At 71.8% G+C, this 25,905-nt stretch carries 25 protein-coding genes and 1 tRNA gene; 18 read left to right on the forward strand and 8 right to left on the reverse strand.

Translation table 11 applies throughout. The features are described 5' to 3' along the window. Positions 1-23: 23 nt before the first annotated feature. From pdxY to ACVWW9_RS10335, 4 genes are read right to left on the reverse strand one after another with little or no spacing between them, the layout of a single operon-like run. Positions 24-875, reverse strand: coding sequence for a pyridoxal kinase PdxY (gene pdxY / locus ACVWW9_RS10320; protein WP_354261457.1), 852 nt, complete (start codon positions 873-875; stop codon positions 24-26). After that, positions 872-1,390, reverse strand: a complete 519-nt coding sequence (locus ACVWW9_RS10325; protein WP_456515437.1) for a DUF2017 family protein — start codon at positions 1,388-1,390, stop codon at positions 872-874. Before ACVWW9_RS10325 ends, pdxY begins: the two co-directional genes overlap by 4 nt. Then, positions 1,387-1,644 carry an ATP-dependent Clp protease adaptor ClpS gene (locus ACVWW9_RS10330; protein WP_456515438.1) on the reverse strand — a complete coding sequence of 86 codons (258 nt, stop codon included), beginning with the start codon at positions 1,642-1,644 and terminating at the stop codon, positions 1,387-1,389. The genes ACVWW9_RS10325 and ACVWW9_RS10330 overlap by 4 nt, the downstream gene beginning before the upstream one ends. Continuing rightward, on the reverse strand, positions 1,641-2,903 hold the full coding sequence (locus ACVWW9_RS10335) for an MFS transporter (RefSeq protein ID WP_456515439.1): 1,263 nt from the start codon (positions 2,901-2,903) through the stop codon (positions 1,641-1,643). The genes ACVWW9_RS10330 and ACVWW9_RS10335 overlap by 4 nt, the downstream gene beginning before the upstream one ends. Before the next feature lie 97 nt (positions 2,904-3,000). On the opposite strand from ACVWW9_RS10335, the gene ACVWW9_RS10340 reads away from it, so the two are divergent. The 6 genes from ACVWW9_RS10340 (at position 3,001) to ACVWW9_RS10365 (ending at position 9,858) form a co-directional block, all read left to right on the forward strand. Next, on the forward strand, positions 3,001-3,798 hold the full coding sequence (locus ACVWW9_RS10340) for a siderophore-interacting protein (protein ID WP_456515440.1): 798 nt from the start codon (positions 3,001-3,003) through the stop codon (positions 3,796-3,798). 105 nt (positions 3,799-3,903) lie between these two features. Beyond that, a complete protein-coding gene (locus ACVWW9_RS10345) occupies positions 3,904-5,346 on the forward strand; it encodes a glyceraldehyde-3-phosphate dehydrogenase (protein ID WP_456515441.1) in 1,443 nt (480 codons plus the stop codon). 92 nt (positions 5,347-5,438) lie between these two features. Next, the gene (locus ACVWW9_RS10350; RefSeq protein WP_123697576.1) at positions 5,439-5,939 is read left to right on the forward strand and encodes an FBP domain-containing protein; all 501 of its coding nucleotides are present in this window, start codon (positions 5,439-5,441) and stop codon (positions 5,937-5,939) included. Positions 5,940-5,963: 24 nt separating this feature from the next. Continuing rightward, on the forward strand, positions 5,964-7,151 hold the full coding sequence (locus ACVWW9_RS10355) for an amidohydrolase family protein (protein WP_456515442.1): 1,188 nt from the start codon (positions 5,964-5,966) through the stop codon (positions 7,149-7,151). Then, complete coding sequence (locus tag ACVWW9_RS10360; RefSeq protein ID WP_456515443.1) at positions 7,144-8,340, forward strand: acetyl-CoA C-acetyltransferase; 1,197 nt, start codon at positions 7,144-7,146, stop codon at positions 8,338-8,340. Before ACVWW9_RS10355 ends, ACVWW9_RS10360 begins: the two co-directional genes overlap by 8 nt. Positions 8,341-8,364: 24 nt before the next feature. Continuing rightward, positions 8,365-9,858: a S10 family peptidase gene (locus ACVWW9_RS10365; RefSeq protein WP_456515444.1), complete on the forward strand. Its 1,494-nt coding sequence runs from the start codon at positions 8,365-8,367 to the stop codon at positions 9,856-9,858. Here the strand turns inward: ACVWW9_RS10365 and ACVWW9_RS10370 are convergent. Further along, positions 9,855-11,312 carry a DUF222 domain-containing protein gene (locus tag ACVWW9_RS10370; RefSeq protein ID WP_456515445.1) on the reverse strand — a complete coding sequence of 486 codons (1,458 nt, stop codon included), beginning with the start codon at positions 11,310-11,312 and terminating at the stop codon, positions 9,855-9,857. The genes ACVWW9_RS10365 and ACVWW9_RS10370 overlap by 4 nt on opposite strands. Before the next feature lie 148 nt (positions 11,313-11,460). On the opposite strand from ACVWW9_RS10370, the gene ACVWW9_RS10375 reads away from it, so the two are divergent. The 4 genes from ACVWW9_RS10375 (at position 11,461) to ACVWW9_RS10390 (ending at position 13,546) form a co-directional block, all read left to right on the forward strand. Continuing rightward, a tRNA-Pro gene (locus ACVWW9_RS10375) sits at positions 11,461-11,534 on the forward strand. Between the two features lie 316 nt (positions 11,535-11,850). Beyond that, positions 11,851-12,696: an aldo/keto reductase gene (locus ACVWW9_RS10380; RefSeq protein WP_456515446.1), complete on the forward strand. Its 846-nt coding sequence runs from the start codon at positions 11,851-11,853 to the stop codon at positions 12,694-12,696. Between the two features lie 75 nt (positions 12,697-12,771). After that, positions 12,772-13,314, forward strand: coding sequence for a universal stress protein (locus ACVWW9_RS10385; protein ID WP_456515447.1), 543 nt, complete (start codon positions 12,772-12,774; stop codon positions 13,312-13,314). A gap of 61 nt (positions 13,315-13,375) precedes the next feature. Continuing rightward, on the forward strand, positions 13,376-13,546 hold the full coding sequence (locus ACVWW9_RS10390) for a hypothetical protein (protein WP_456515448.1): 171 nt from the start codon (positions 13,376-13,378) through the stop codon (positions 13,544-13,546). 56 nt (positions 13,547-13,602) lie between these two features. Here ACVWW9_RS10390 and ACVWW9_RS10395 read toward each other — a convergent pair whose 3' ends face one another. From ACVWW9_RS10395 to ACVWW9_RS10405, 3 genes are read right to left on the reverse strand one after another with little or no spacing between them, the layout of a single operon-like run. Further along, positions 13,603-14,370, reverse strand: coding sequence for a phosphatase PAP2 family protein (locus ACVWW9_RS10395; RefSeq protein WP_456515449.1), 768 nt, complete (start codon positions 14,368-14,370; stop codon positions 13,603-13,605). 52 nt (positions 14,371-14,422) lie between these two features. Further along, a complete protein-coding gene (locus ACVWW9_RS10400) occupies positions 14,423-14,830 on the reverse strand; it encodes a DUF3054 domain-containing protein (RefSeq protein WP_456515450.1) in 408 nt (135 codons plus the stop codon). 37 nt (positions 14,831-14,867) lie between these two features. Continuing rightward, the gene (locus tag ACVWW9_RS10405) at positions 14,868-16,184 is read right to left on the reverse strand and encodes a helix-turn-helix transcriptional regulator (protein ID WP_456515451.1); all 1,317 of its coding nucleotides are present in this window, start codon (positions 16,182-16,184) and stop codon (positions 14,868-14,870) included. A 311-nt stretch (positions 16,185-16,495) separates the two neighbouring features. Here ACVWW9_RS10405 and ACVWW9_RS10410 point away from each other — a divergent pair, with 311 nt between their 5' ends. The 8 genes from ACVWW9_RS10410 (at position 16,496) to ACVWW9_RS10445 (ending at position 25,904) form a co-directional block, all read left to right on the forward strand. Further along, complete coding sequence (locus ACVWW9_RS10410; RefSeq protein ID WP_456515452.1) at positions 16,496-18,856, forward strand: hypothetical protein; 2,361 nt, start codon at positions 16,496-16,498, stop codon at positions 18,854-18,856. Further along, positions 18,853-20,115, forward strand: a complete 1,263-nt coding sequence (locus tag ACVWW9_RS10415) for a hypothetical protein (protein ID WP_456515453.1) — start codon at positions 18,853-18,855, stop codon at positions 20,113-20,115. Before ACVWW9_RS10410 ends, ACVWW9_RS10415 begins: the two co-directional genes overlap by 4 nt. 12 nt (positions 20,116-20,127) lie before the next feature. After that, positions 20,128-20,622, forward strand: a complete 495-nt coding sequence (locus ACVWW9_RS10420; RefSeq protein ID WP_456515454.1) for a hypothetical protein — start codon at positions 20,128-20,130, stop codon at positions 20,620-20,622. A 59-nt stretch (positions 20,623-20,681) separates the two neighbouring features. Next, on the forward strand, positions 20,682-21,938 hold the full coding sequence (locus ACVWW9_RS10425) for a hypothetical protein (RefSeq protein ID WP_456515455.1): 1,257 nt from the start codon (positions 20,682-20,684) through the stop codon (positions 21,936-21,938). A 10-nt stretch (positions 21,939-21,948) separates the two neighbouring features. After that, positions 21,949-23,583, forward strand: coding sequence for an N-acetylmuramoyl-L-alanine amidase (locus ACVWW9_RS10430; RefSeq protein WP_456515456.1), 1,635 nt, complete (start codon positions 21,949-21,951; stop codon positions 23,581-23,583). 61 nt (positions 23,584-23,644) lie between these two features. Beyond that, a complete protein-coding gene (locus ACVWW9_RS10435) occupies positions 23,645-24,385 on the forward strand; it encodes a methionine ABC transporter ATP-binding protein (RefSeq protein WP_456515457.1) in 741 nt (246 codons plus the stop codon). Continuing rightward, the gene (locus ACVWW9_RS10440; protein ID WP_456515458.1) at positions 24,382-25,053 is read left to right on the forward strand and encodes a methionine ABC transporter permease; all 672 of its coding nucleotides are present in this window, start codon (positions 24,382-24,384) and stop codon (positions 25,051-25,053) included. Before ACVWW9_RS10435 ends, ACVWW9_RS10440 begins: the two co-directional genes overlap by 4 nt. A 23-nt stretch (positions 25,054-25,076) precedes the next feature. Further along, positions 25,077-25,904 (forward strand): MetQ/NlpA family ABC transporter substrate-binding protein, encoded by an 828-nt coding sequence (locus ACVWW9_RS10445; RefSeq protein ID WP_456515459.1) that lies wholly within the window; start codon positions 25,077-25,079, stop codon positions 25,902-25,904. The last annotated feature ends 1 nt before the right edge of the window (position 25,905 follow it).

Genomic DNA, 25,905 nt, shown 5'->3' on the forward strand with positions numbered 1-25,905 from the left:
GCTGCTACTCGACGAGCGTGAAGCTAGCGCACCTGCCGCGCGCTGAACTGCATCCGCGGGTGCGCGAACGCGTCCTGCGCCTGCACGAGGCGCAGCTCGCGCTCGCCCGAGTCGAGCGTCGTCTGCAGCAGGTCGAAGACGCTCGACGCGGTGCGCTCGAGCGCCGTCGCGGCCGAGCCGGTCTCGCGGTAGTGCGCGGTGAAGACGGCGCTCGTGACGTCGCCCGAGCCGTTCGCCTTGAACGGCAGACGCGGGGTCTGCAGGATCCAGGCGCCCTCGTCGTCGACGGCGAGCATCTCGATCGTGTCGTCCTCGCGGTCCGGCCGCAGCACGCTCGTCACGAGCACGGTGCGGGGTCCGAGGTCGCGCACCCGGTCGGCCGACTCGAGCGTCGAGTCGATGGTGTCGGGCGACGTCTCGGTCATGAAGCCGAGCTCGAACTGGTTCGGCGTGAGGATGTCGGCGTGGGGGAGCGCCTTCTCGCGGATGAGCGGCGGGATCGTCGGCGCGACGAAGCAGCCAGAGGTCGCGTTGCCCATCACGGGGTCGCACGTGTAGGTCGCCGAGGGGTTCGCGGCCTTCACCCGCGCGACGGCGTCGATGACGACATCGACGATCTCCTCGCCGCCGAGGTAGCCCGAGAGCACGCCGTCGACGGTGCCGAGCACGCCGCGGTCCTCGATGCCCTGCACGACGGCGCGCACGTCATCGGCTGGGATGAGCGGGCCGCCCCACGAGCCGTAGCCCGTGTGGTTGGAGAAGTTGACGGTGAGCACGGGCCACACCTCGTGGCCGATGCGCTGGAGCGGGAAGACGGCGGCGGAGTTGCCGACGTGGCCGTAGGCGACGTGCGACTGGATCGACAGGAACCTCATCCCTGCATCCTCCCATCCAGCGCCTCGAGCAGCGTCCCCTGCACGAAGCCGACCCAGTCGATCACGTCGCGCAGCTGCGCGATGTCGTCGTCGGTGACGTCGTCGGGCAGCTCTGCCCGGTCCTGCCCGGTGCGCACGTGGAGCACGAGCCGCACCTCACCGAGCGCACGCAGCCACGCATCCGCGCCCTCAGCGTCGACCTCGATGCGCACGACGTCGCCGCCCTCCTCGGTGGGCAGCGCCGACTCGAGGTCGACGACCATGCGGGTCATCGACTGCATGCGCGCGTAGGCGATGTCGCCGGAGGCGAACCGGCGGAACTCGGCTGCGTCGGCGGCATCCTCGTAGGCGTCCGGGTAGAGCCGTGCCATCACGGGATCGGACTCGACGGCCGTGCGGTCGATGACGGCGCGGTGGAGCCCGAGCACCTGGCGGCCGAGCGTCGCGAGCATGTCGGCCTCCTCGGCGAGCATCGAGCACGCGGCGCCGTCGCCGTCGGCCTGCCACGACTTCACGAGGCGGCCCGCTCGAGCGTCGCGAGCAGCCCGTCGCCGTGCAGGCCGGCGACGTGCATCTCCTGCTCCTCGCGGGAGCCGTGCGCGACGACGGCTCGGCCCTCGCGCTGCGCGAGCTCCATGAGCGCGAGCGCGCGCTCGCGGGCGAGCCCGAACCGGTGGATCAGCACGTGCACGACGTAGGGCTGGAGCGTGACCTCGTCGTCCCACAGCACGGTCGACCAGGTGTCGCTGCGCTGCGCGTCGTCGGTCATCGGTCGATCACCTCGATGCCTGCGGTCGTCGGCCCGAGGACGGTGGCGACGATCGAGTGCGCGGCGGTGTCGTGGCCGCGGTCGACGCGCAGGCTCCAGAGCGCGAGCCCGAAGCCGATGGCGGCGAGGACGACGCCGAGCCACGCGGGCGCGAGGTAGCCGAAGCCCGCCGCGATGACCGCGCCGCCGAGCGCCGCGCCGAGCGCGTTGCCCACGTTGAAGGCCGCGTGATTCGTCGCGGCGCCGAGCAGCTCGGCCTCGCCCGCCGTGCGGATGATGCGCGCCTGGATGGTCGGGATGAGCGCGGAGCTCGAGCCGCCGAAGCAGAAGGCGAGCACGTAGAGCGCGACCGGCATCGCACCGAGCAGCGCGAGCAGCACGAGCGTGACGATGAAGAGGGGGAACGCGGTCATGATCGTGCGGCGGATGCTTTTGTCGCTCGCCCAGCCGCCGATGATGTTGCCGATCGTCATGCCGAGGCCGACGGTCGCGAGCAGCCAGGCGATCGCCGACTCCGGGAGCAGCGCCACGCGCGTGACGATCTCGGCGGCGTAGGAGTAGACGGCGAAGAAGCCGCCGAAGCCGATGCACGCGACGGCGATCATGAGCCACAGCCGCGGGTTGCGGAACGCCGTGAGCTCGCGGCGCGCGCTGCGCGTCGGGTCGCCGGGGACGCTCGGCAGGAAGGCGAGGGCGAGGGCGAGCGTGGCGGCGAAGATGACGGCGACCGCGACGTAGGTCCAGCGCCAGCCCGCCACCTGGCCGAGCCAGGTGCCGAGCGGCACGCCGATCACGTTCGCGATCGTGAGACCCGAGAGCGCGAGCGCGACGCCGGCGCCCTGCCTGCCGGGCCCCATGATGCGCGCCGCGAGCAGCGAGGCGACGCCGAAGTAGGCGCCGTGCGGGATCGCTGCGAGGAAGCGGCTGACGAGCGTGAGCTCGAAGCTCGGCATGAGCCCGCTCGCGAGGTTGGCGACCGCGAACGCGGCCACGAGCAGCAGCACGAGCGTGCGCTGCGACATCCGCGCCGCCCAGATCGACACGAGCGGGGCGCCCACGACGACGCCGAGCGCGTAGGCGGTGATGATCCAGCCCGCGTGGGCGATGCCGGCCGCCGGATCGGCGCCGAAGCCCGGCACGAGGTCGGCGGCGACGAGCGGGAGGATGCCCATGGTCGCGAACTCGGTGGTGCCGATGCCGAATCCGCCGAGCGCGAGGGTGAAGAGCGCGGCGAGGCGTCGAGGGGGAGTGAGCTGCATTCCCTCGATCGTACGGCGGTCCCGACCCTTTGCTACATTGTCAGGTAAGGCTTGCCTCACCTGAGGCGCACCACAGGATGAAGCACCGAGGAGCATCATGGCGGGACCAGAGCGCGTCGCAGCAGTCGCACCGAAGTTCGTCGAGCTCGAGGTGCTCAGCAACCAGCAGGTGTCGCCGCACATCCGACGCGTCACGCTCGGTGGCGACGAGGTGCACGCGATGACGCCGCAGGGCTACGACCAGTGGTTCCGCTTCTTCATGCGCCGCGAGGACCAGGACGAGCTGCGCGTGCCGAAGAGCCCGTCGACCTGGTTCCCGCAGTACCTGGCGATGCGCGCATCCCACCGGCCGTGGATCCGCAACTACACGGTGCGCGACTTCCGCCTCGACTCGGGTGAGCTCGACATCGACTTCGTCTGCCACGAGGACCCGGGCCCCGGCGCCGCGTGGGCGATCGCCGCACGACCGGGCGAGCGCGCCGTGCTGCTCGACGAGGGCCTGCTCTACAACGACGACGGCCTCGAGGGCGAGGTGCTCATGGTCGGCGACGAGTCGGTGCTCCCGGCCATCGCGGGCATCTGCGGCTCGCTCGCCGACGACGCGCGCGGCACCGCCGTCATCGAGATCGGCCACCGCGACGACATCCAGGAGTTCGCCCGCCCTGCCGGCATCGACATCCGCTGGGTCGAGCGCGGCGACGTGCGCGAGGGCCAGGCCGCGCTCGAGGAGCTGCGCGGGCTGCGGATGCCCGAGGAGTTCGGCTATGCGTACAACGCGGGGGAGCAGTCGCTCGCGACCGGCGCCCGCCGCCACCTCGTGCGCGACCGCGGCATCGACAAGCGCCGCATCACGTTCACCGGCTACTGGAAGCTCGGCAAGTCCTACGTCGACTGAGCCGCATGGGGGAAAGTTCCGCGGAACTTTCGCCACCGTGACGTTGGACGCATCCTGACGCCCGGAACGGCCGAGGCCGACTCCTGCCTTGCCTATCGTGAAGATGTGCCCACGACGTCATCCCCTGCAGTCGAGAACGCCCACCAGGCGTGGCTCGACCGCCTCGCCCTCGCAGAGTCCGCGGTGCCGATCCTCGGCCGCCTCTACCGGGAGCGCGACGTCGTCACGCACGTGCACGGCAAGAAGCTCGTCAACCAGTCGCCGGTCGACATCCTGAAGGCGCACCGGTGGGCGCGCCGCGTCGACGAGCGCGTGCTGAGCATCGACGACTCGATCCGCGTGCTGCGCATCGTCGACGAGCTCGGCCTCCGCGGCATCTCCCTCGACCTCGGGCTGATCCTCGGCGAGGCGCCGGCGGACGGCTTCGAGGCATGGGTGCGCGAGCACGTCGCCGAGCTGCCGTCGTGGTCGCAGGACGACTCGACCGACGTCGTGCTCTACGGCTTCGGCCGCATCGGTCGCCTGCTCGCCCGCATCCTCATCGGCCACGCGGGCAGCGGCCTGGGGCTGCGCCTGCGCGCGATCGTGGTGCGCCGCGGGGGCGAGGACGACCTCGAGAAGCGCGCGAGCCTGCTGCGCCGCGACTCGGTGCACGGCGCCTTCCAGGGGACGATCGAGATCGACCGCGAGGCGTCGACGATCCTCGCGAACGGCACGCTCATCCAGGTCATCTACTCCGACGACCCGACCACGGTCGACTACGCGGCGCACGGCATCGACCGCGCGATCGTCGTCGACAACACCGGGCGGTGGCGCGATGAGGCCGGCCTCGCGCAGCACCTGGAGCGCCCGGGCGTCGAGCGCGTCGTGCTGACCGCGCCCGGCAAGAGCCCGCTCAAGAACATCGTCTTCGGCGTCAACCACGATGACATCGCCGCGACCGACACCATCGTGACCGCGGCGTCGTGCACCACGAACGCGATCACGCCGGTGCTGCAGGTCGTCCACGAGGCGTACGGCATCGAGCACGGCCACGTCGAGACGGTGCACTCGTACACGAACGACCAGAACCTCATCGACAACTTCCACAAGGGCGCGCGGCGCGGCCGCTCGGCCGCGCTCAACATGGTGCTCACCGAGACCGGCGCAGCGAAGGCGGTCGCGAAGGCGCTGCCTGCCCTCGAGGGGAAGCTCACCGGCAACGCGATCCGCGTGCCGACGCCCGACGTGTCGATGGCGATCCTCAACCTGACGCTCGAGCGGCCCGTCGACCGCGACCAGGTGAACGAGCTGCTGCGGCGGACGTCGCTCACCGGCGCGCTGCGCGCGCAGATCGACTTCACCGACTCCGCCGAGGTCGTCTCGACCGACTTCGTCGGCAACAACCGGGCGGGCATCGTCGACGGCCTCGCGACGATCGCGACCGGCCGGCACCTCGTGCTCTACGTCTGGTACGACAACGAGTACGGCTACTCGTCGCAGGTCGTGCGCGTCATCGAGCACATGGCCGACCAGATGGCCAAGGCGCGGCAGCTGCTGCCCGCCTGACACAGACTTGCCGCCGTCGGGACTCTCCTGGGTGGAGGCCCGACGGCGGCAAACCCCCTCCTCGTCCAGGGGCGTCCGCTAGCCTCGACGCCATGCGCGAGGTGACCGAGACCGAGCTCCGGGCGTGCTTCGTGAACGCCACGCCGCGCGAGCTCGACCAGCTGCCCATCCCCGGACTCCACGAGACGATCTGGGCCGAGCGGGAGTACCTGGGCTGGCGCGACCCGCACTCGTCGCGGCTCGGCTACATGGTGCTCTGGCAGGGCGACCGGCTCGTCGGCCTCGTCGTGCGCGCCGCGCCCGGCGGCATGCGGCCCGGCATCGCCGCGATGTGCGCCCTGTGCCACTCGACGCAGCCCGCCACGCAGGTGCGCATGTTCAGCGCCCGGCTCGCGGGACCCGGCGGCGACACCGGCAGCTCGATCGGCACCTATATCTGCGAGGACCTGTCGTGCTCGCACATCATCCGCACCGGGCCGCCGCACCTGCTGAACCGCGACCGAATCGCGTCGCGCGCCGAGGGGCTCCACGGCCGCGTGACCGGCTTCGCCGCCCGCGTCGAGCGCGCGCTGCGCGAGGCGCTGGACGGCTGAGGCGCTGCATGGCTGAGGCGCTGCATGAGTGAGGAGTCGCGGCTCGCACGGATCGCGAACGTGCGGCCCTGGGGCGGTGCCGCCGTCGACCTCGAGATCGACGGGGACCGGATTGGTGCCATCGTGCCGCACGACCCCGCAGCGCCTCCCTCGCTAGGACGGACGCTGGACGGCCGGGGACTCCTCGCGCTGCCCTCGATCGTCAACGCGCACGCCCACGTCGACAAGTCATGGCTCGGACTGCCGTGGCAGCCGTACGGCGGCGATGGCGGCACCGACGGGCGCATCCGCCACGAGCGCGCGCGGCGCGCCGAGCTGGGCATCCCGAGCGTGGAGCGCACGGCGGCCGTGCTCGACGCGCACGTGCGCCACGGGACGACGCTCCTGCGCACGCACGTCGACGTCGACCTCGAGCTCGGCACGCGCGGCATCGAGGTCGTGCGCGAGGCGGTCGCGGCCTACGACGGCGCCATCGCGGCGACGATCGTCGCGTTCCCGCAGGACGGGGTGCTGCGGCGGCCCGGGGTGCTGGCGCTGCTCGACGCGGCTGCTGCGGCCGGGGCGGAGCACGTCGGCGGGCTCGACCCGGCGTCGATCGATCGCGACCCGGTCGGCCAGCTCGACGGCATCTTCGCCATCGCGGAGCGCCACGGCGTCGGCATCGACATCCACCTGCACGACGCGGCCGAGCTCGGCGCCTTCCAGCTCGAGCTCATCGTCGAGCGCACGCAGGCGCTCGGCCTCGAGGGGCGCGTGAACATCGCCCACGGCTTCGCCATCGCCCAGCTGCCCGACGGGCGGCGGCGGGACCTGCTGCAGGCGATGGGCGAGCTCGGCATCACCTTCACCACCGTCGCACCGCTGCGGCTGCCGCAGCTGCCGCTGCACGAGCTCGACGCGGCCGGGGTGGGATTCGCGTTCGGGACCGACGGCATCCGCGACCTATGGAGCCCCTACGGCACCGGCGACACCCTGGGGATCGCGAGGCAGTACGCGCGCGCGTCGTCGCTCGTGCGCGACGAGGACCTGCATCGCGTGGTCGAGATCGCCACCCGGGGCGCCGGGCGGTTCGCGGGCCGCGAGCAGCACGACCTCGTCGTCGGCGCGCGAGCGGATGTCGTGCTCGTCGAGGCGGAGCACGCGATGGATGCGCTCGTGCGCGTACCGCCGCGGCTCGCCGTGGTCGGAGGCGGGCGGCTGCTGCATGGCTGACGCCTTCATCCTCGACGCCGTGCGCACGCCGCGCGGCCGGCGCCGCGGCGCGCTCGCCGAGGTGCACCCCGTCCGGCTCGCGGGCGGGCTGCTCGCCTCGCTCGAGGCGCGCGGCGTCCCCGGCGACCGGATCGACGACGTCGTGCTGGGAACGGTCTCGGCCGTGGGGGAGCAGGGCGGCGTGCTCGCGCGCGCGGCCGTCCACGCGGCCGGCCTTCCGGACGCGGTGCCAGGCATGCAGGTGAACCGGTACTGCGCATCCGGCCTCGAGGCCGTCACGGCTGCGGCGGCGCGCATCGCGGCCGGCTTCGACGACCTGATCGTCGCGGGCGGCGTCGAGGCGATGACGCGCGTGCCGCTCGGCAGCGACGGTGGCCCGTACGCGACCGATGCGAGGGCGCTCGAGCCGTGGAGCCTCATCCCGCAGGGCGTGAGCGCCGACGCGATCGCCGCGCTCGACGGCTTCGGGCGCGATGACGTCGACCGCTTCGCGCTGCAGTCGCAGCAGCGCACGGCGGCGGCGTGGGACGAGCAGCGCTTCGCGCGGTCCATCGTGCCGGTCGTCGCCGGCGACGGCGCGGTGCTGCTCGACCGCGACGAGCATCCGCGCGCCGGCACGACCCTGGAGGGGCTCGCGGGCCTCGCGCCCGCGTTCGCGGCGTTCGGCGAGGGCGGGTTCGACGAGGTCGTGCGGCAGCGGCACCCGGAGCTCGCGCGGATCGAGCACGTGCACACGGCGGGCAACTCGTCAGGCATCGTCGACGGGGCAGGGCTCGTGGTGATCGCGGGCGAGGCCGCCGCGGCATCGCTCGGCCTCCCGCCGCGGGCTCGGATCGTGGCGGCGACGTCGATCGGCTCGGACCCGACGCTCATGCTCACCGGGCCCGTCGCCGCCACCGAGCGCGTGCTCGCGCGGGCCGGGCTCGGCATCGACGACATCGACCTCTTCGAGGTGAACGAGGCCTTCGCCTCCGTCGTGCTGCACTGGATGCGCGAGACGGGCGTCGATGCCGACCGCACGAACGTGAACGGCGGCGCGATCGCCATGGGGCATCCGCTCGGGGCGACCGGCGCGATGCTGCTCGGCACCGCGCTCGACGAGCTCGAGCGGCGCGGTGGCCGGCGCGCGCTCGTCACGCTGTGCGTGGGCGGCGGCATGGCCTCGGCGATGGTGATCGAGCGGGTCTGACGCCGCCTCGGTAGTGTCGGTCGGGTGACCGACAGCACCGATGCCAAGCCCGCCGACGACGCGACGAAGACGGCCGAGGTGCACGCGGTCGACGAGCTCGTCATCACGAAGCACACGCTGACGACCGCCGAGGGTGAGCTCGCGTACACGGCGCGCGCCGGCCGGGTGGTGCTGTGGCAGGAGAAGGTCGAGGACGACGTCTTCCGCGGCCGGAAGCCGCGGGCCCAGGTGGCCATCACGGCCTATACGGCCGACGACGCGGACCCCACGACCAGGCCCGTCACGTTCGCCTTCAACGGCGGGCCCGGATCCGCGAGCGTCTGGCTGCACATGGGACTGCTCGGTCCGAAGCGCGTTGTCATGGGCGACGCGGGATCGCTCGCCGCCCCGCCCTACGGCCTCGTCGACAACCCCGAGTCGCTGCTCGCGGTCTCCGACCTCGTCTTCATCGACCCGGTGTCGACGGGGCGCTCGCGGCCCGTGGAGGGGCAGAAGGCGAAGGAGTTCCACGGCTTCACCGCCGACATCGAGTCGGTGGCCGAGATCATCCGCCAATGGGTGACCGCGGAGGGCCGCTGGATGAGCCCGAAGTTCTTGGCGGGGGAGTCGTACGGCACGACCCGCGCCGCGGGGCTCGCGCAGCTGCTGCAGGAGCAGCTCGGCATGTACCTGAACGGGCTGCTGCTCATCTCGAGCGTGCTCGACTTCTCGACCGCGAACTTCGAGCGCGGCGGCGACCGGGCGCACGCGATGTACCTGCCGTTCTACGCGGCGACCGCCTGGCAGCACGGCTTCCACGAGGGGCGATCGCTCGAGGAGGTCGTCGAGGAGGCGCGCGAGTACGCCGCGCGGGACTACCCGTGGGTGCTGACGCGCGGGGCGCGGCTGACCGCGGAGGAGCGCGCGGCGGCGATCGCGACGCTGGCGCGGCTCACGGGGCTCAGCGAGTCGTACATCGATCGCGCCGATCTGCGGATCGAGCACTGGCGCTACTTCGGCGAGCTGCTGCGCGACCGCGGGCTCACCGTCGGCCGGCTCGACTCGCGGTTCACGGGTCCGGCGGCGAGCGGCATCGCCGAGCACATGGACGCTGACCCGTCGATGGACGCGATCCTCGGCCCGTACGCGGCAGCGTTCCAGCACTATCTCCACCACGACCTCGGCGTGCGCGACACGGGGCCGTTCCACGTGTTCGGCCTCAACGTGAACGAGCAGTGGAGCTACAAGGAGTTCGAGAACGCGCCCGTCTACGTGATCGACCGGCTCTCCCGCGCGATGCGGCAGAACCCGCACCTCGCCGTGCACTTCGCCTACGGCTGGTTCGACGGGGCGACGCCGTTCTCGGCGGCTGAGGACTCGGTCGCGCACCTGCAGATCCCCGAGGCCCTGCGCGACAACCTCGAGCACCGCTACTACGAGGCCGGACACATGATGTACGTCCACGAGCCCTCCCGCGTCGCGCAGTCGGCGGACCTCGCCGACTTCGTGCGCCGGCGCTCGGGGCTCGCCGCCGGCTAGAACGGCGTCTGCGGCGCTGGCCCGAACGTCCCTCGCCAGAGCCATTCGGTGTAGCTCTCCGTGAACCTGGGTCCGACCTGCTCCGGTTCGTCAACGTAGACGGCGCCCATGGGCGACTCGAACCGCAACACGCCGGGTTCGATTTGCATGACCTTCCATCGTCTGCCGGCCGGGAGCACGGCGCCCTTGAGCATGTGATGTCGTCGGCAGAGGTGGGCGAGGTTGCCGGGGGTGGTCTTCCCGCCGTCGATCCAGGGGATGGTGTGGTCGATGTCGGCGTGCTCGGCCTTGGCGCAGCAACCGGGCCATCGGCACCGCTGGTCCCGCTCGCGGAGCAGCCGCCGGACCTTGCGCGATGGCCGGTAGGTGTCGGCGGCGATGACGTGTCCCTTGACGGGGTCGGTGAATACGCGGATCCACGTCTTGGTCACCCCCGCGAGCCATCGCGCGGTGTCGGGGTCGACGAGCGCGCCGCTGCGCAGCCTGGCGCTGTCGCCGCGGCCGTCGTCGCTGCCGTCGTCGCCGAGGAGCACGGTCGCGGGGATGACGATGCTCACCTCGGCGCGGATGCCGGCGAGTGCCCGGTCGGTGGGTTCGCCGGTGAGGAGCAGGTCGCAGCAGGCGTCGGCGCGACGCTGGTCGACGGTGCGCGGGTCGTCGTCGCCTGCTGCCTGCGCCATCTCGGTGGCGCGGTCCAGGATGCCGTGTGCCAGCACGGTGGGGATGTAGAGCACCATCTTCGACATGGCGTCGGCGAGGTCGGTGACGAACACCTCGCGACCGTCCCGGGCGACGCGGTGCCGCTCGGTCAGCGGCTCCTCGACGAGCTTCTCGAGCTCGCGGCGGGCGATCTTCGCGAGCCTGGCCGGCGTCGTCGTCTCGGCGACCGGCAGCAGCGCCGCCTCGAACGCAGCACGAGCTTCCGGCGTCTTGAGCGGTGCGCCGATGTCTGCGATCACGCGGAGGTGGCCTTGGTGGATGCGGGTCTCGCCCCACGCTCGCAGGGTCGCGGGCCATTCGTCGAGGATCCGCATGGCGCGGTCGATCTCTGCCTCGACAGTGCGGTCGCTGCGGCGCTGGCGGAGGGCGAGCTCGTTCGCGAGGTCGCGCATGACGACGCCGGCGTCGAGGTGCGCGTCGCCGGCTTCCTCGAGCGCCAGCAGCCCCAGTCCGGCGAGCGCATGGGTGCGCATCGCCTGCAAGCCGGCGATCGCGGCATCGAGGTCGACGACGATCTTGATCGCCGACGCGCGCACATCCTGCACCGTCGGCATCGGCACGGGCGCGATCTCCGTGCCTGCCTCGACCGGCGTCACCGCGGGGGCGCCGGACTCGGCGACATCTCCGGGCCGCGGCCCCCTCAGCCACATCGGTCCTTGCGCCGCGGCGGGGTCGAGCGGCACCGGTAGCTGCCGGTGCGTCGGCCACCGAGAGGCCTGGATCTCCGTCGACATGGGCGCAGTCTCCCACCGGCCACTGACACGGTCAGGCGCCTGTGGACAACCGCGAACAGGGCGAGATCGGTGCTCGCCGTGCCGCCGTCGCGCCGCGGATGCGCTAGTCTGTTGCAGTTGCCTTCGGGCAGCTCGATCGCAAGATCGACGGGCTGTGGCGCAGCTTGGTAGCGCACTTGACTGGGGGTCAAGGGGTCGCAGGTTCAAATCCTGTCAGCCCGACAAGAGTCCTGATGAGCTTCGGTTCATCAGGACTCTTCTCGTTGTGCGCTTGCATGGGCCCATCGCGATGGGCGTCGACAGGAGGGCTGGCACGCCCGGGTTCGATCCCGTACGATCGCGGGATGAAGACCGCGGGACTCCGCGGAATCTCGTGGCTGCAAGCGTCACTCACAGGACCAAGATGGCCCTGAGCGTCCGCGGAGACCGAGGGTTGCTCGTTCTGTATGCATTCCCGTCTCACGCTCTCCTCGTCGAGGTCATCGGAAGCGACTTGTTGCGATGGTCTCATCCGCCGCACCGCTGAGGACACCCGCACATGACGACCAGCATCCGCGCCGTGTCTCTGCCCGACGGAGACATCGTCCCGGCCCTTGGCATGGGCACCTGGTACATGGGTGAACGGCCCGACCGGCGCCCCACGGAGCTGGCCGCCCTGCGCTCGGGCATCGAGGGCGGCTTGACACTGATCGACACAGCCGAGATGTACGGCGACGGCGCCGCCGAGGAGCTCGTCGGTGAGGCTGTCGCGGGGCGGCGGGAGAGCGTCTACCTCGTCAGCAAGGTGGTGCCCAGCAATGCCACCCGACGGGGGACGGTGGCGTCCTGCCAGGCGAGCCTGCGGCGGTTGGGCACCGATCACCTCGACCTGTACCTGCTGCACTGGCCCGGCCGGGTGCCGCTGGCCGAGACAGTGGCGGGGTTCGAGGACCTGGTGCAGGCGGGGCTGATACGCGGATGGGGCGTCAGCAACTTCGACACCGAGGAGCTCGACCAGCTGGCCTCGGTGCCGGGCGGAGCGCGGGTGCAGACCGATCAGGTGCTCTACAACCTCGCCCGCCGGGGGCCCGAGCACGACCTGCTTCCAAGATGTCGCCAGGCGGGCATGCCCTTGATGGCCTACTCGCCGGTCGATCACGGCCGGTTGCTCGAACACCCCACGGTCCTCGACATGGCCGAGGCGATGGGTGTGACCCCGGCTCAGCTGACGCTGGCATGGGTGCTTCGACTCCCCGACGTCTTCGCGATCGTGAAGGCCTCCACTCCGGCACGTGTGGCGGAGAATCGCGCCGCGATGGAGATCAGCTTCAGCACGGAGCCGCTGGAACAGCTCGACCGGGTCTTCCCACCGCCATCCAGCAAGGAGCCGCTCGAGATGCTCTGATCTCCGTCGCGGAGCGCGATGCGGGCCGCCAGCTGGCGGCTGGATCGCAGCCGGTGTTGCCGCTAGCGTCTCGCCATGCCGAGCAATGAGATCCCGGGCGGCGACGGCGTGCACACCGCCCCCGGTGCCGGCGATGGGCCCGAGTCCGCGGCTGTGGACGGCGTGGCACCGGTCCCCGCACCGAACGACAGCATCGTCGTCGGGCACGACGGGTCAGTCGGCGCCAAGCATGCGCTGATCGAGGCTCTCGAGCTCGCCGACCAGCTGCGGCTGCCGGTCGTGGTGGTGCGAGCCTGGTCGATCGCCACCGCGCCACGCCCGTCGGACTGGGAGTTCGGATACGTCTCCTCCTTCGCCGAGTACTCCGACGCGGTCACCCAGGCACTCCTGCACGACGTCCACGCCGTCGTCGCGCAGCATCCGGCGGTCCCGGTGACCTACCGCGCCGTGCACGCCAGCCCCGTGGTGTGCCTCATCGAGGTGTCACGACACGCACGGATGCTCGTCGTCGGCACCCGCGGCCGTGGCGGCATCACGGGGATGCTGCTCGGCTCGGTCAGCGAGCAGTGCGTCCGGCACGCGGCGTGCTCCGTCCTCGTCGTGCGGCTCCACACCTGAGGGGCACGTGGCGCCGACGCGATTGCATAGCCTGTGGATCACACCGACCGAAGGATCCGCCATGTCTCCACACCACCACGCCACCGACGACCATATCCCCGGCCAGGGCGAGCACAGCATCCCGGAGATCGAGGCGGACCAGACCGATCCGCCTCGGCCGGAGGAGCAGATCGCCGATCTGCTGCGGGCGGAGCCGGACGTCGCTGATCACACCGAGCATCCCGAGCGATAGTGCTCGCGGCTTCGACGATCGCTCCATCGGGACAACGAGGGTGATCGGGCGCTGCGTCAGCGCTCCGCGACGATCGGCGTGGCCCGGAGCGCTTCGCCCGGGAGTTTGACCGTCCTCGTGGTGTCGATCGCGATGACCGCGCCGACGATCACCATCGACAGCGCGATCGAAGCCGAGACATCGGTGAGGTAGTGGTAGCCGAGGTAGATGCGGCCGGCTGCCTGCGCGACGATCATCGCGATCGCCACCGCGACCGAGAGCACCGTGAACCACGTCTTCTGCAGCCTGCTCGCGATCAGGAACGCGAGCAGCAGGAAGAAGTCGGATGCGCCCAGCACGTGCCCCGAGGGGAACGAGAAGGTGTGGTCCGGGCCGAACAGCATCTCGCCGATCGGCGGGCGCGGGTGCTGGACGATCGGCGCGATCGTCAGCGCCAGGAGCACGCCGGTCAGCATGCCGCCCGCGAGCAGCAGCGGCCGCCAGAGGTGCTTCGCGGTGATCGACCAGGCGACGACGACGACGAGCACGATGATCGGCAGCGCGACCGGACCGAAGATGATCGCGAGCACGATCATCGCGGTGGTGGTGTCCGGCGACCGGAACTGATCGAACCAGGCGTCGACCGGCACGTCGAGGCGCTCGAACCCGGTTTGCGTGACGACGCCGATCAGCAGCGTCACGAAGAGCACCGCGCCCACCGCGACGAGCACCGCGGCGGTGACGTAGAGCCGCTTCCGCGCCGCCGGCTCGAGCCGGCGCTCCTCCACGATGAACTTCTCGTTCCATTCGCGGAGGCGCTGCCTGCGGGTGAGCTGCTGGGTCATGTCGATCCCGACGTAGGGCGGCTGCTCGGCGACGGAGCAGAGCCTGATGGTCTCACGCCGACCGGCGCCGGACCGCGCGCGCGATGATCCGCCACCCGACGAGCAGCGCGAGGAGCGTCAGTGCCGCCACGATGACGAACGGCAGCGCGGTGCCCTGCCCGGACAGCGCGCGCAGCAGCATCCCTCCGACCAGCGTCACGGCCCAGACTGGGAGACCCGTGCGCAGCGGCGAGAACGGTCGGCGCCACGCGAGCGACACGAACCATCCGACTCCGAGGGCGACGACGAAGGGCCACGCGGTGGTGAGCAGGCCGAGGCCGCCCTCGCCGAGCACGCCGGACTCGTGGCTCGCGCGACCGACCGCGGCGAACGCGACGACCAGCACGACGTCGAGTGCGAGCGCGGCGCCGGCGCCCGCCGGGGAGGGTCGAGACGAGCGGGCGCGGTGCAGCGATGCCATGCCTCGACCGTATCCAGCCGGACGCCGCGCGACGCGATCAGCGGGACCAGATGGGTTCGTGGCGCGGCCCGGGGTCGCCGTCGAGGCCGTCGCGGCGCGAGAGCAGGGCGACGACGAGCTGCGAGCGCGAGCGCACGTCGAGCTTCCGGTAGATGTGCTGGAGGTGGGAGTCGACCGTCTTCTCGCTCAGCGAGAGCTGCACAGCCGCTTCTCGGTTGCTCGCGCCCCGCACGACGACGTCCGCGACGCGCGCCTCCGCGCGTGTCAGGCGATCGCCGCCGCCGCTCGGCTCGGGCGCCACGGCAAGCACCTGACTCCGTAGCCGCTCGCGTCGGCCGGGCGGGCACAGCTGGACGACTGCCTCCGCCATCCACGGTCGCCGCCAGCGCAGGCGGTCCAGATGCGTGGTCACCAGGCCGACGTCCTCAGCCGGCGCGAGCAGCATCTCCGCGCGCCCGAGCTGACGTTGCTCGCTCCACGACGACAGCGCGTGCAGATCGTGGGAGCGCGAGACCGCAGCTGCTTCGAGCAGGTAGGCGGTCGGTCGCGGCAGGAAGCCCAGGCGCGCCCGGACGTCCTCCTCCAACCGGCGGTGCAAGGGCGCAGGCTCGAGCTCGGCGAAGCCGGTCGTGGCCGCCGCGCTGACGGACTCCGCTGCGAAGGTCAGCGCGAGTGGATTCCCGCCGAGTCGCGCGACGAGCGACCCGCTCAGGTGCAGCCCCACACCCGAAGCGCGCAGCAGCCCGTGCGCCGCAGCCTCATCGAGGTCCTCGAGCAGGAGCTGGCTCGCTCCGATCCGCTCGAGGAGCGGCACCGCTGTGGTGGACGCGCATACGAGCGCGACGCGGCTGGCCGGCAGTCGCGCAGCGACGTAGGTGAGGACGCGCATCGACTCCTCGTCGACCTGGTCCACGTCGTCGACGCAGATCAGGCACGGGGCGGATGGCGCCAGCCACCCGATCCACACGCTCACCGCACCGCAGACGGCGAGCGGCGACTGCGGTGGCTCGAAGTCCGCCACCAGCGCGCGGATCATGCGCTGCACGGGCGAGGCGTCAGGGGGCACGGCAGGCACGTGCTGCATCAGCAGCGAGCGGATGCCCGTGTAGGGGATGTCCCGCTCCGTCGCCCGCCCCTCGAGCGAGAGGACGACCATGCCGGCCTCCTCGGCGCGCGCCGCGATGCCGGCGAGCAGCGTCGTCTTCCCCTGGCCGGTCTCGCCGCGGATCGCGAGTGTCACGCGCGATCCCTGTCGGAGCGCGGCGAGGACGCGGTCCGAGTCGCTGGTCGACGCGAGATGGCGGCGCGCCCCCGAGGTGAGCGCGCCGCTCAACGACCATGCGTCCTGTGCCATCCCAGCAGCTTCCGGCAGGCGCGCGGCTCACGGCTCGGCGCCTGAGGCCAGGCTACGCACCAGGCGGCTGACGGGCATCAGGCGATCTCCCGATGCGGATGCGGGTGTTCGCCCGATGCAGCGCCGCCGAGCGCGGTCCTAGCGTGTGGCCAGCGCGAGAGCGATCGAGCGATGGGAGCGCAGCCATGACATGGACGGATGCCCTGACCGGTGCAGGCGAGACGTGGACCCCCTCCGGAGAGGATGAGTCCCTGTGGCTCACGAGCCCGTTCGCGGAGTCGGAGTTGGAGTCGGCCGAGCTCGAGGATCCGATGTCCCGGTTCACCGACGAGCTGCTCGCGCATGAGGGCCCCTTCGCGTCGCCCTTCCAGGGCCTCGACGGGCCGTCCATGGAGAGCGGAGCGATCGGAGAGCTCCTCGAGGAGCTCCGGGTGCCCGAGTTCGAGGACGCCATCGCCGAGCTCGTCCAGGAGACCGCCGCGCTGCACGCCGAGCGCGGTGCCGTCTTCGCGGGCGAGACGTCGGGTGCGAGCGCGGCGGCCGAGGCCGTGCGCGAGCACCTCCTGCCGCTCGAGCGAGAGGCCGACCGCCTGCTCGAGCAGCTCGCGGAGATGGCAGGCGATCGCGAGGCGGGCTCGATCGGCGAGGACGAGGCCGACCGGCTCGCAGCGTCGTTCACGCAGGTCGAGCTCCCCCCGGGGGTCTCGCCCGCGTCGGAGGAGTTCCTCAAGAGCCTGCGGCGGGTGGCGGGCAAGGCCGTCTCGGCGGCCGTCGGTCTGGCGCGCAAGGGCGTCAGCGCGATCGGCAAGGTGATCCCGATCGGCGCGATCCTGCAGCGGCTGAAGGGACTCATCAAGCCGCTGCTGCGGCGCGTGCTCTCGGTCGCGATCAACCGGCTCCCGCTCGCGCTCCGGCCGGCAGCGAATCGGCTGCGCCAGCGCCTCCTGAAGTTCGAGGACGAGTCGGTGCTCGCCGAGGCGGAGGAGCTCGCCGAGCTGCTCAGCGCTGACGAGACGCCGGCCGTCGCGAGCCTCGAGGTGCTGCACGAGGACTTCACCATGCAGCTCGCGGACATGCTGATGGCCGAGGACGGCGAGGCGCTCGAGGCCTTCGACGCCGAGACCGCCTTCGAGGCGACCGCCCAGGGCGAGCGCTCCGACGAGGCAGGCGGATCCGCAGGGGACCTGGACGCCGCACGCATCCGCCTCATCCGGGAGCTCGGCGAGCTCGAGGACGGCGAGAGCCCGGCGCCGGCGTTCGAGGAGTTCCTGCCGGCCCTGCTGCCGGCGCTCCGGATCGGCATCCGCATCGCCGGACGCGACCGCGTCATCCGGCTGCTGGCAGGCTTCCTCGCGAAGCCGCTGCAGCGCTTCGTCGGCCCCCGGCTGTCCCGGCCGCTCTCCACCGCGGTCATCGACACCGGACTGCGGCTCCTCACGCTCGAGTCGCCCAACGCCGAGGACGAGCGCCTGGCGGGGCCGGCTGCGCTCGCTGCCGTGGTCGAGGAGACGGGCCGCGCCGTGCTCTCGGAGGATTCTGAGTTCGAGGACCCCGCTCGACTGGAGACGGCCGCGACGATGGCCTTCAACGAGGCCGTCGCTCGGAACTTCCCGCCAGCGCTGCTCAAGGCGGACCTCCTCGAGCTGGAGGCGTCGGGGAGCGCGCGGGCGGTGTGGGTGCTGCGGCCGCGCGGCTACTCGTACAAGAAGTACACGAGGATCTTCGAGACGACGGTGACGCCCCAGATCGCCGCGTCGGTGACGTCGTTCGGCGGCACCCGGCTGGATGCCCAGCTCCGAGCTTCCGGTGCGGCCCTGCCCGCGCGAGCGAGGGTGCACCTCTACGAGGCGCTGCCCGGCAACATCCTGTCTCGCATCGCGGCGCTGGAGAAGCACGTGCCCGGCATGGACTGGCGCCAGCTGCACCCGTTGACCGTCCAGGCAGCCACCGCGCTGCTCGGCGAGCCCGGGCTCGGGAAGGACGTCGGTCCGCGCTTCACGGCCAACCGCAACATGATCGCCACCGGGCAGCGCTTCTACTTCCTCGAGGCAGCGGGTCGCCCCGGTGGTGGTGGCGGTGGTGGTGGCGGCGGTCGCGTCATCCAGCAGTCGCCGCCGAGCCAGGCGTTCGTCGAGCTGAACGGCCGGCCCGGCAAGAACTGGATCCGTCTCTACATCTTCATCTCCGAGCCGGAGGCGCAGGCCATCGCGTCACGCATCCGGAAGCAGGACACGACCGCGATCGTGCTCGCGCTGCGAGCCGCGTGGGGAGCGGCGATCCGGAGCGTGATGAGCAGCCCGATGAGTCGCGTGAAGATCCTGAGCGAGGCGTCGCCGATGCTCGAGCAGCAGGTCGCCGCGGCTGCGGCTGGCATCGCCTCGAAGGTCGCCGAGATGGTCGTGGGCAAGCTCCTCGACGCCGCCGTGCGGCTGGGCACCGACTACGCGAAGCTCAAGGCCGGCCACTTCGCCACCGCGGCGGAGAACCCCAAGCTCGGGGTGACCGTCATCATCACCTTCCAGGTGCCGGGCCTCGGTGTCGTCCTGCGCGGCGGCCTCGTGCCGTCGCTCGCGACGGTCGGGGTGCTGCGGACCATCGCCGGCTTCGCGACCGGACGTGTGCTCCCCGCGATGGACACCCAGCCCGGCTTCATCAGGACCCTGGCGCCATGATCCCCGAGGATGCTGTGCGGACCCAGCTCGAGCGCCAGGTCTCGCACTGGGAAGCGGCGATCGAGGCGCTCGGCCGACCGGACGACTTCGCGGCGCCTGAGGCGTGGCGGGCGGTCGAGCGCTACCTCGGCCAGGCCGTGCGCTCGTCGCTGCACCACTCGACCGAGCGCCTGCGCGGCGAGGTCCGAGGGCTCCGCACCCAGCTGCAGTCGGCCATCACGGCGCCCCAGCTCGTCGAGGTGGCGCAGCGGCTGCAGCGCCTGCGACGCTCCTACCTCGCTGTCGAGACGGTCGTCGACTTCTTCGGCGACGCCGTGAACAGCCGCACGAGCCCCTCGCTGGCCGTCCATCTGCAGGCGCTCGATCGCATCGCGTCGCTCAGCATGGCGGCCGCGCTCGGTCCGCTCGGTCGACCGGTGCCCCCGGTCCTGACCTACATCGACAAGGGGCTCGGGGCGTCGATCCTGCGCGCCGGGGTGCGGCTGTGGGACGGCGGCGCCAGCCCGGTCGCGTCCATCAAGATCACGCGGCACAACCTGCTGCGACCGACGTCGCTGATCCACGAGACGGGGCACCAGGTGGCCCACATCCTCGGCTGGAACACCGAGCTCGCGGCGCGCATCGAGCACGCCCTGCGCCGGGAACCGCAGGTCGCCGAGCTGTGGGCATCGTGGGTGTCCGAGATCACGGCGGACGCGTTCGCGTTCGCGCACTGCGGCTATGGCGCCGTGGCGTCGCTGCACGACGTGGTGGCCAACGAACCGGCGATGGTGCTGCGGCTGATCCCGGGCGATCCTCACCCGGTCGCCTGGATCCGCGTCCTGCTCGGGGTCGAGATGTGCGTGCGCGTGTTCGGAGACGGGCCGTGGAACGACCTGGGCAGCGCCTGGCGGCAGACGCATCCGCTGGATCGAGCCCCGGGACCGGTCGCGAGCGCGCTCGACCGCAGCCTGCCCTTCTTGGGCGTGCTCGTCGATCTGCTGCTGTCGACCCGCCTCGCCGCGTTCGGCGGCCGCTCGCTCAGCGAGCTGATCGATCCCCGACGCGTCAGTCCGACGGCCCTCGAGCGGCTCGCCATCACGAGCGGCGGCGCGCTCTTCCGCTCGCCGCATTGGGCGCAGACGGAGGCGCTCCGGATCCTCGCGCTCAGCTCGCTGCGGATGGCCGTCGAGCCGCTGCGCACCGCCGAGCACGCCGCGCAGTTCGCATCGTTCGCCCAGAACATCGGCAAGCCCGCAGCCCTTGCGGACGCCGCCTGATCGGAGAAGACCATGGCCATGGACATCAACGACCTCGTCTCGCAGCTGCTGGAGATGCAGTCGGCCCAGATCTCGCTGCAGCAGGAGCTCGCGACGCTGCGGCAGGACGTGAGCGGTCTGCCGGCGGCAGACGTCACCGACCAGCTCGAGCGCGCGATGCTGCGGGTGTGGACGCGCGGCGGCGATTCGGGCCCCACTGATGAGCAGCGAGCGCTCATGGACTGGTTCGGCGAGATGCGGGAGCGACTCGGGCACGCCGACCCGTCGTTCTACCTCTCGGTGACCGTGGACCCCCGCTCCGGGGACGCGCACCTGCAGGGGCCGGGTCTCGCCTTCGCTGATGCCGTGCGCATCGGCGAGCTCGAGCTCCAGCTGCCCGCGAACCCCGACACCGAGTGGAACCTGACGATCGACCAGGTCGTCGACCAGGGCGTTGCGCTTCCCGCCGACATCGTCGTCTTCCGCGGCGGCCGGACCGTCGCACGAGGCGTCCTGCCCGCGGCGTGAGCACGCCAACCCACTCGACCCCGACGCCACAACCGCCACCCCCAGTACGAGGACACCCCATGTTCCGCCAGCTCGCCACCAGCCTCACCCCTCCTGCCGGGGGATCCCTCGGCCTCGACCGGGCACGCATGGTCTTCAACATCCATCCCCTGCAGCTGCACCGGTACCTGGAGGAGGCGTGGGCGGCCGGTGGCCAACCGCCGCCGCCGACGGCGCTGGGGGCGGTGTTCCTCGGCAACCCGCGGGTCCCATCGCTGTTCGCGCTGAACCCGCTGCTCACGACAGCCGGCGCGCCGCTCTCGTCCGCGATCCAGACGGCATCCCCGCTCCCGACGCTGCCGCCGCCCGCCGCTGCCGCGTCACCGCTGGTGGCGGCAGCGGCACCGTGGGATCACCTGATGTACGCGTACCTCATCGAGAACACGGGCATCATGCGCGTCTTCCGCCGCGTGATCGAGGCGTTCGCCGTCGGCGAGGCGCTCGAGGTGCCAGGCGACGAGGCTCGACTCTGGCTGCGGGCGACGGAGGAGCTCTTCTTCCGAGACCCGCCGCCGTTCCACGTCAGCTCGCTCACGAGCTCGGTGCGCCCTGACCTGGACGCCACGCGCCGGAACGCCTACTGGCGCCTGTTCGGCATGGATCTCAACCAGGTGCAGGCCGACGGCCGTCCGCTGCCGTACGTGCGCGGCGCCGGGGCGAACCGCACCTTCGTCGAGCAGTGGGAGCGCTTCCAGAGCGAGGTCTGGCAGGGCTACCTGAACCGGCGCAACAGCAGCGGCGAGAACAGCGAGGATCCGGAGGCGGTGGCCAACCACGCCGAGGCGCTGTCCCGGATGCTGCAGGCGCGAAGGCTGCAGGGCAACCTGGCGCGAGAGGAGTTCTTCTTCGTCGCGATGATGGCGTGGTTCCACCTCACGGTCGAGTACGACACCCCCATCGTCGAGGCGCTACGCGCGCAGGCGCCGAGTCCCGCAGAGCGACTGCGCAAGATCGGCGAGCGCGTCGGCCTGCCCGCCGACCCGCGGAGCCGCAACTTCTTCGACATGGCCACGGAAGCATCGGCGATCCTGCGCGCGATCGAGCTCGACGCGTTCAACACGCCCGCGACCGTCACCGCGCTCTACGACAACACTGCGGTCAACCCGATCCGCACGACGATCCTCGCGGTCATCAACAACTGGTCGGCGGCGACGGGGCGCAACGTGAAGCTGCGGCGGCAGCGCGACGCCGCACCGGCGCCGCGCAGGTCTCGCGTCCCGATCAGCGCCCTCAGCGCGGGCTCCGTCTCCCGCGAGAGCTACGACGGCGAGCAGTGAGGCGATCGCCATGGATCTCGAGAGCCAGATCGATGAGATCTTCGTCAGCTTCGATCACGAGGCGCCCGCCGCTGTCGCGGCGGCGTGGACGTCGGCCGAGTCGTCTCCCTTCCGCGATGCCGTCCACGAGGCCGCAGCGGCGCTCGTGGGCGAGCCGGAGGACGCGCTCGAGGCCGAGGGCTCGGAGGCGGGCGAGCTCGAGGACCTGATGTCGGCGGAGGACGAGGCACTGGACGGGCCGCTGCTCGTCGAGCGCCTCGAGGAGGGCGGCGTGGGGGAGCTCCAGGTCGCCGACGAGCTGCAGCTCGCGGCCCCTCCGCAGGGCGGCGCGCCGGTCGTGACCACCCTGACGGTGAGCGTCCGGACCGACTTCGGCGTGCGACGCAACGGGCGCACCGAGTTCGACTGGATACCAGGTGAAGCGGTGCGCGGCGCGAGGGTCGCGATCGTCGGCACCGCGATCGCCGCGGTCACCGACGGCCGCGGCGCGGCTCGCCTCAACGTCACCGGCCTGCCGGACGGCGACCACGTCGTGCGCATCACGCACACCGACCCGGCGCGCAGCGCGGCGGGCCCCGCCGGCCCAGCGGTCGCGGACGGCCTCGCGACACGGCCCGACAGGATCTACCAGCCGCTCGACGTGCGAGTGCGGAGCGCGGGCGCGCGGCTCGCGGGCGCCTCCATCGCCGCGGGTGACGTGCACGGCGGCATCGGCAACCGCACCCAGGGCACCTTCTCGGCGCTCCACCTGCCGGTCGACTGGAAGCCCGTGTGGATGCGATCGCCGATGAAGGTGGGGGAGCGCGCTCGCACCGCTGCAGCCATCACCCTGCTGGTCGTGCACCGCACAGGCGGACCCCGCATCGGGCCGGCGATCAACACCTTCGTGAACGCGCAGACGGCCGCGAACGCGCACTACCTCGTGGACCATGACGGGCACGTCGTCAAGACGGCCGAGGACCTCCGGCGCGCGAACCATGCCGGCATCAGCCGATGGGCTGGGCGGCTCGGCGTCAGCGGGCCGTCGATCGGCATCGAGATCGTCAACGGCGGGGGTGCGTTCTCGCCCCGGCAGATGACCCGGCTCGTCAGCCTCCTGGTGGCCCTGCGTGCCGCGTATCCGACGATCCCAGCGCACGCGGTGATCGGGCACAGCGACATGGCGACGACGGACGGCACGCCCACGCTGCTCAGCAACCGCCGCTCGGAGGACCCGGGCGTCGAGTTCGACTGGGCGGCGCTCGAGGGTGCCGGACTCGGGATGGTGCCGCAGGCGGTCGCGGGCATCCGCTCCGTGATCTCGAGCGTGTTCACGGGCGCGCTCGGCCCCGCGCCCGCCGTGCTGCGGAACGGCGACCGCGATCCGACCGCGACGACGCCAGCGATCCTCGGCGGCGTCGCCCGCCCGGGCTTCACCGGCACACCGGTGCGAGCGATCCAGGAAGACCTGGAGCGCATCGGCTACTCGACGCGACGGGCGGGCGGCGCGCTGGGCGTCTTCGACCTCTACACCGAGCGAGCCGTCGACCGGTTCCAGCGCCACTTCTTCGCCGGACGGCGCAAGGGCCTGCGAACCGGCCGCCTCGGGCGCGTCGACATCCTCACCGCAGCCTGGCTGAAGGCGGTGCGTGCCGGCGTGCCCTGATCGGGACCGCTATTGTTGGACTCAGCCCAACAAAGCCCGCCGCGCGAGAGAAGGCCGACGCATGCCCACGAGCGAACCGGTCGCCTCCCTCGAGCACGTCACGGTCAGCTACGGCACGACGACCGCCCTCGACGACGTCACGCTCGAGATCGCGAGCGGCGAGATCATCGGCGTGATCGGGGAGTCGGGCGCCGGCAAGTCGACGCTGCTGCGCCTGCTCGACGCCGTCGAGCACCCCTCCGCGGGCAGCATCCGGCTGCTCGGCACGGTTCCCGCGGCGCTCGCGACCCGCGAGCTGCGCGCGCTCCGCCGGCGCATCGGGATGGTGTTCCAGGGCTTCAACCTGCTGTCGAACCGCACGGTGCGGCAGAACGTCGGTCTGCCGCTCAAGCTGCAGCGCACGAATGACCCGGAGCTCGTCGACAGCCTGCTCGACTACGTCGGCCTCGCCGATCGCGCGCACCACTACCCGGCGCAGCTCTCGGGCGGCCAGCAGCAGCGCGTCGCGATCGCCCGAGCGCTCGTCACGCGGCCCGGGCTGCTGCTCGCCGACGAGCCGACGAGCGCGCTCGACACGCGGACGACCGAGGGCATCCTGCAGCTGCTCGCCGACGCCCGCCGCGACTTCGGCACGACCGTCGTGCTCGTCACCCACGAGCTCGAGGCGGTCGGCGCGATCTGCGACCGCGTCGCGGTGCTCGAGCAGGGCGTGCTGCGGAGCGTCTTCCCGGTCGTGAGGACCGACTACGGCCGCGAGCACGCGAGCTACCTCGAGCAGGCGCAGCGGGTGCTCGGCGCATGAACGACCTGCTCGCATCCCTCACCGCCAACGCCGACCAGATCGGCATCGCGCTCGCCGAGACCGGCTACATGCTGGCCTTCTCGCTCGCGGCGGCCGTCGTCATCGGCCTGCCGCTCGGCGTCACGATCTTCCTCACCCGACCCGGCGGTGCGCTGGAGCGCAAGCCCGTCTGGCGCATCGCCAACCTCTACGTGTCGGTCATCCGCTCGTTCCCCTTCCTGCTGCTCGTCGTCTTCCTGATCCCGCTCACCCGCGCCCTCTACGGCACGACCTTCGGCACCGAGGCCGCGACCTTCCCGCTCTGCTTCGTGGGCGTCGCCATCTACGCGCGGCTCGTCGAGCAGATCCTGCTCGAGATCCCGCCGGGCGTGCTCCAGGCCGCCCGGTCGATGGGGGCGGATGTGCGCCAGACGGTCGTGCACTTTCTCCTGGTCGAGGGGCGGTCGGGCCTCGTCTACGCCCTGACCTCCGCGGCGATCAGCCTCATCTCGTACTCGACGGTGCTCGGCATCGTCGGCGGCGGCGGCATCGGCGACTTCGCCCTGCGCTTCGGCTACCAGGAGTACGACTACCCCCTCATGTACTCGATCATCGCGATCGTCATCATCGGCGTCCTGCTGCTGCAGACCGCCGGCGAGCGCGTCTCGAGCGCCCTCGACAAGCGATGACCCGCACGACCCGGAAGGCTCCCATGACCCGCGCATCCGCACGACCCCGCCACCGCATCCGCCACGCCCTCGCCGCCCTCGCGGCAGGCGTCGGCCTGCTCGCCACCGGCTGCGCCGCACCGGGCGGCGCGGATGCGCCCGAGACCGTCACGATCCGCGTGGCGGCCACCGTCACCCCCATGACCAACGCCGTCGAGGCCGCCGCCGAGGTGATCGAGGAGGGCTACGAGGTCGAGCTCGTGCCCGTCTCGGACTACGTGCAGCCCAACGTGCTCGTGCAGAACGACGAGATCGACGCCAACGTCGTGCAGTTCGAGTCGTTCATGGAGGAGTTCAACGAGCGGAACGGCGCCGACCTCGTCGTCGTGCAGCCCGTCTACGCCACGGTCGTCGCCTTCTACTCCCGCACCCTCGAGTCGCTCGACGACCTGCCCGACGGCGGCAGCGTCGTGATCGCCAACGACAAGGCGAACGCCGCCCGTGCGCTGCAGCTGCTCGCCGACAACGGCATCATCACCCTCGACCCCGCGGTCGAGCGCTTCGCCGCGCGCGTGAGCGACATCGTCGACAACCCGCGGAACCTCGAGATCACCGAGGTCGACCTGCTGCAGCTCAACACGGCCTACGACGAGGCGGATGCGGTCTACAACCTGCCGTCGTTCGCCCGCCAGATCGGGCTGACGCCCCAGGAGGACGGGCTCGTCGTCGAGCAGGACGAGCGCTTCGAGGTGGCGCTCGTCACGCGCGCCGGCAACGCCGAGTCGCCGGCGATCGCCGCCCTCCAGCGCGCGCTGACGAGCGACCGCGTGCGCGAGGTGCTCGAGGGACTCGGAGTGCCGCCGGCGTTCTGAG

The organism is Agrococcus sp. UYP33 (genome assembly GCF_054060915.1).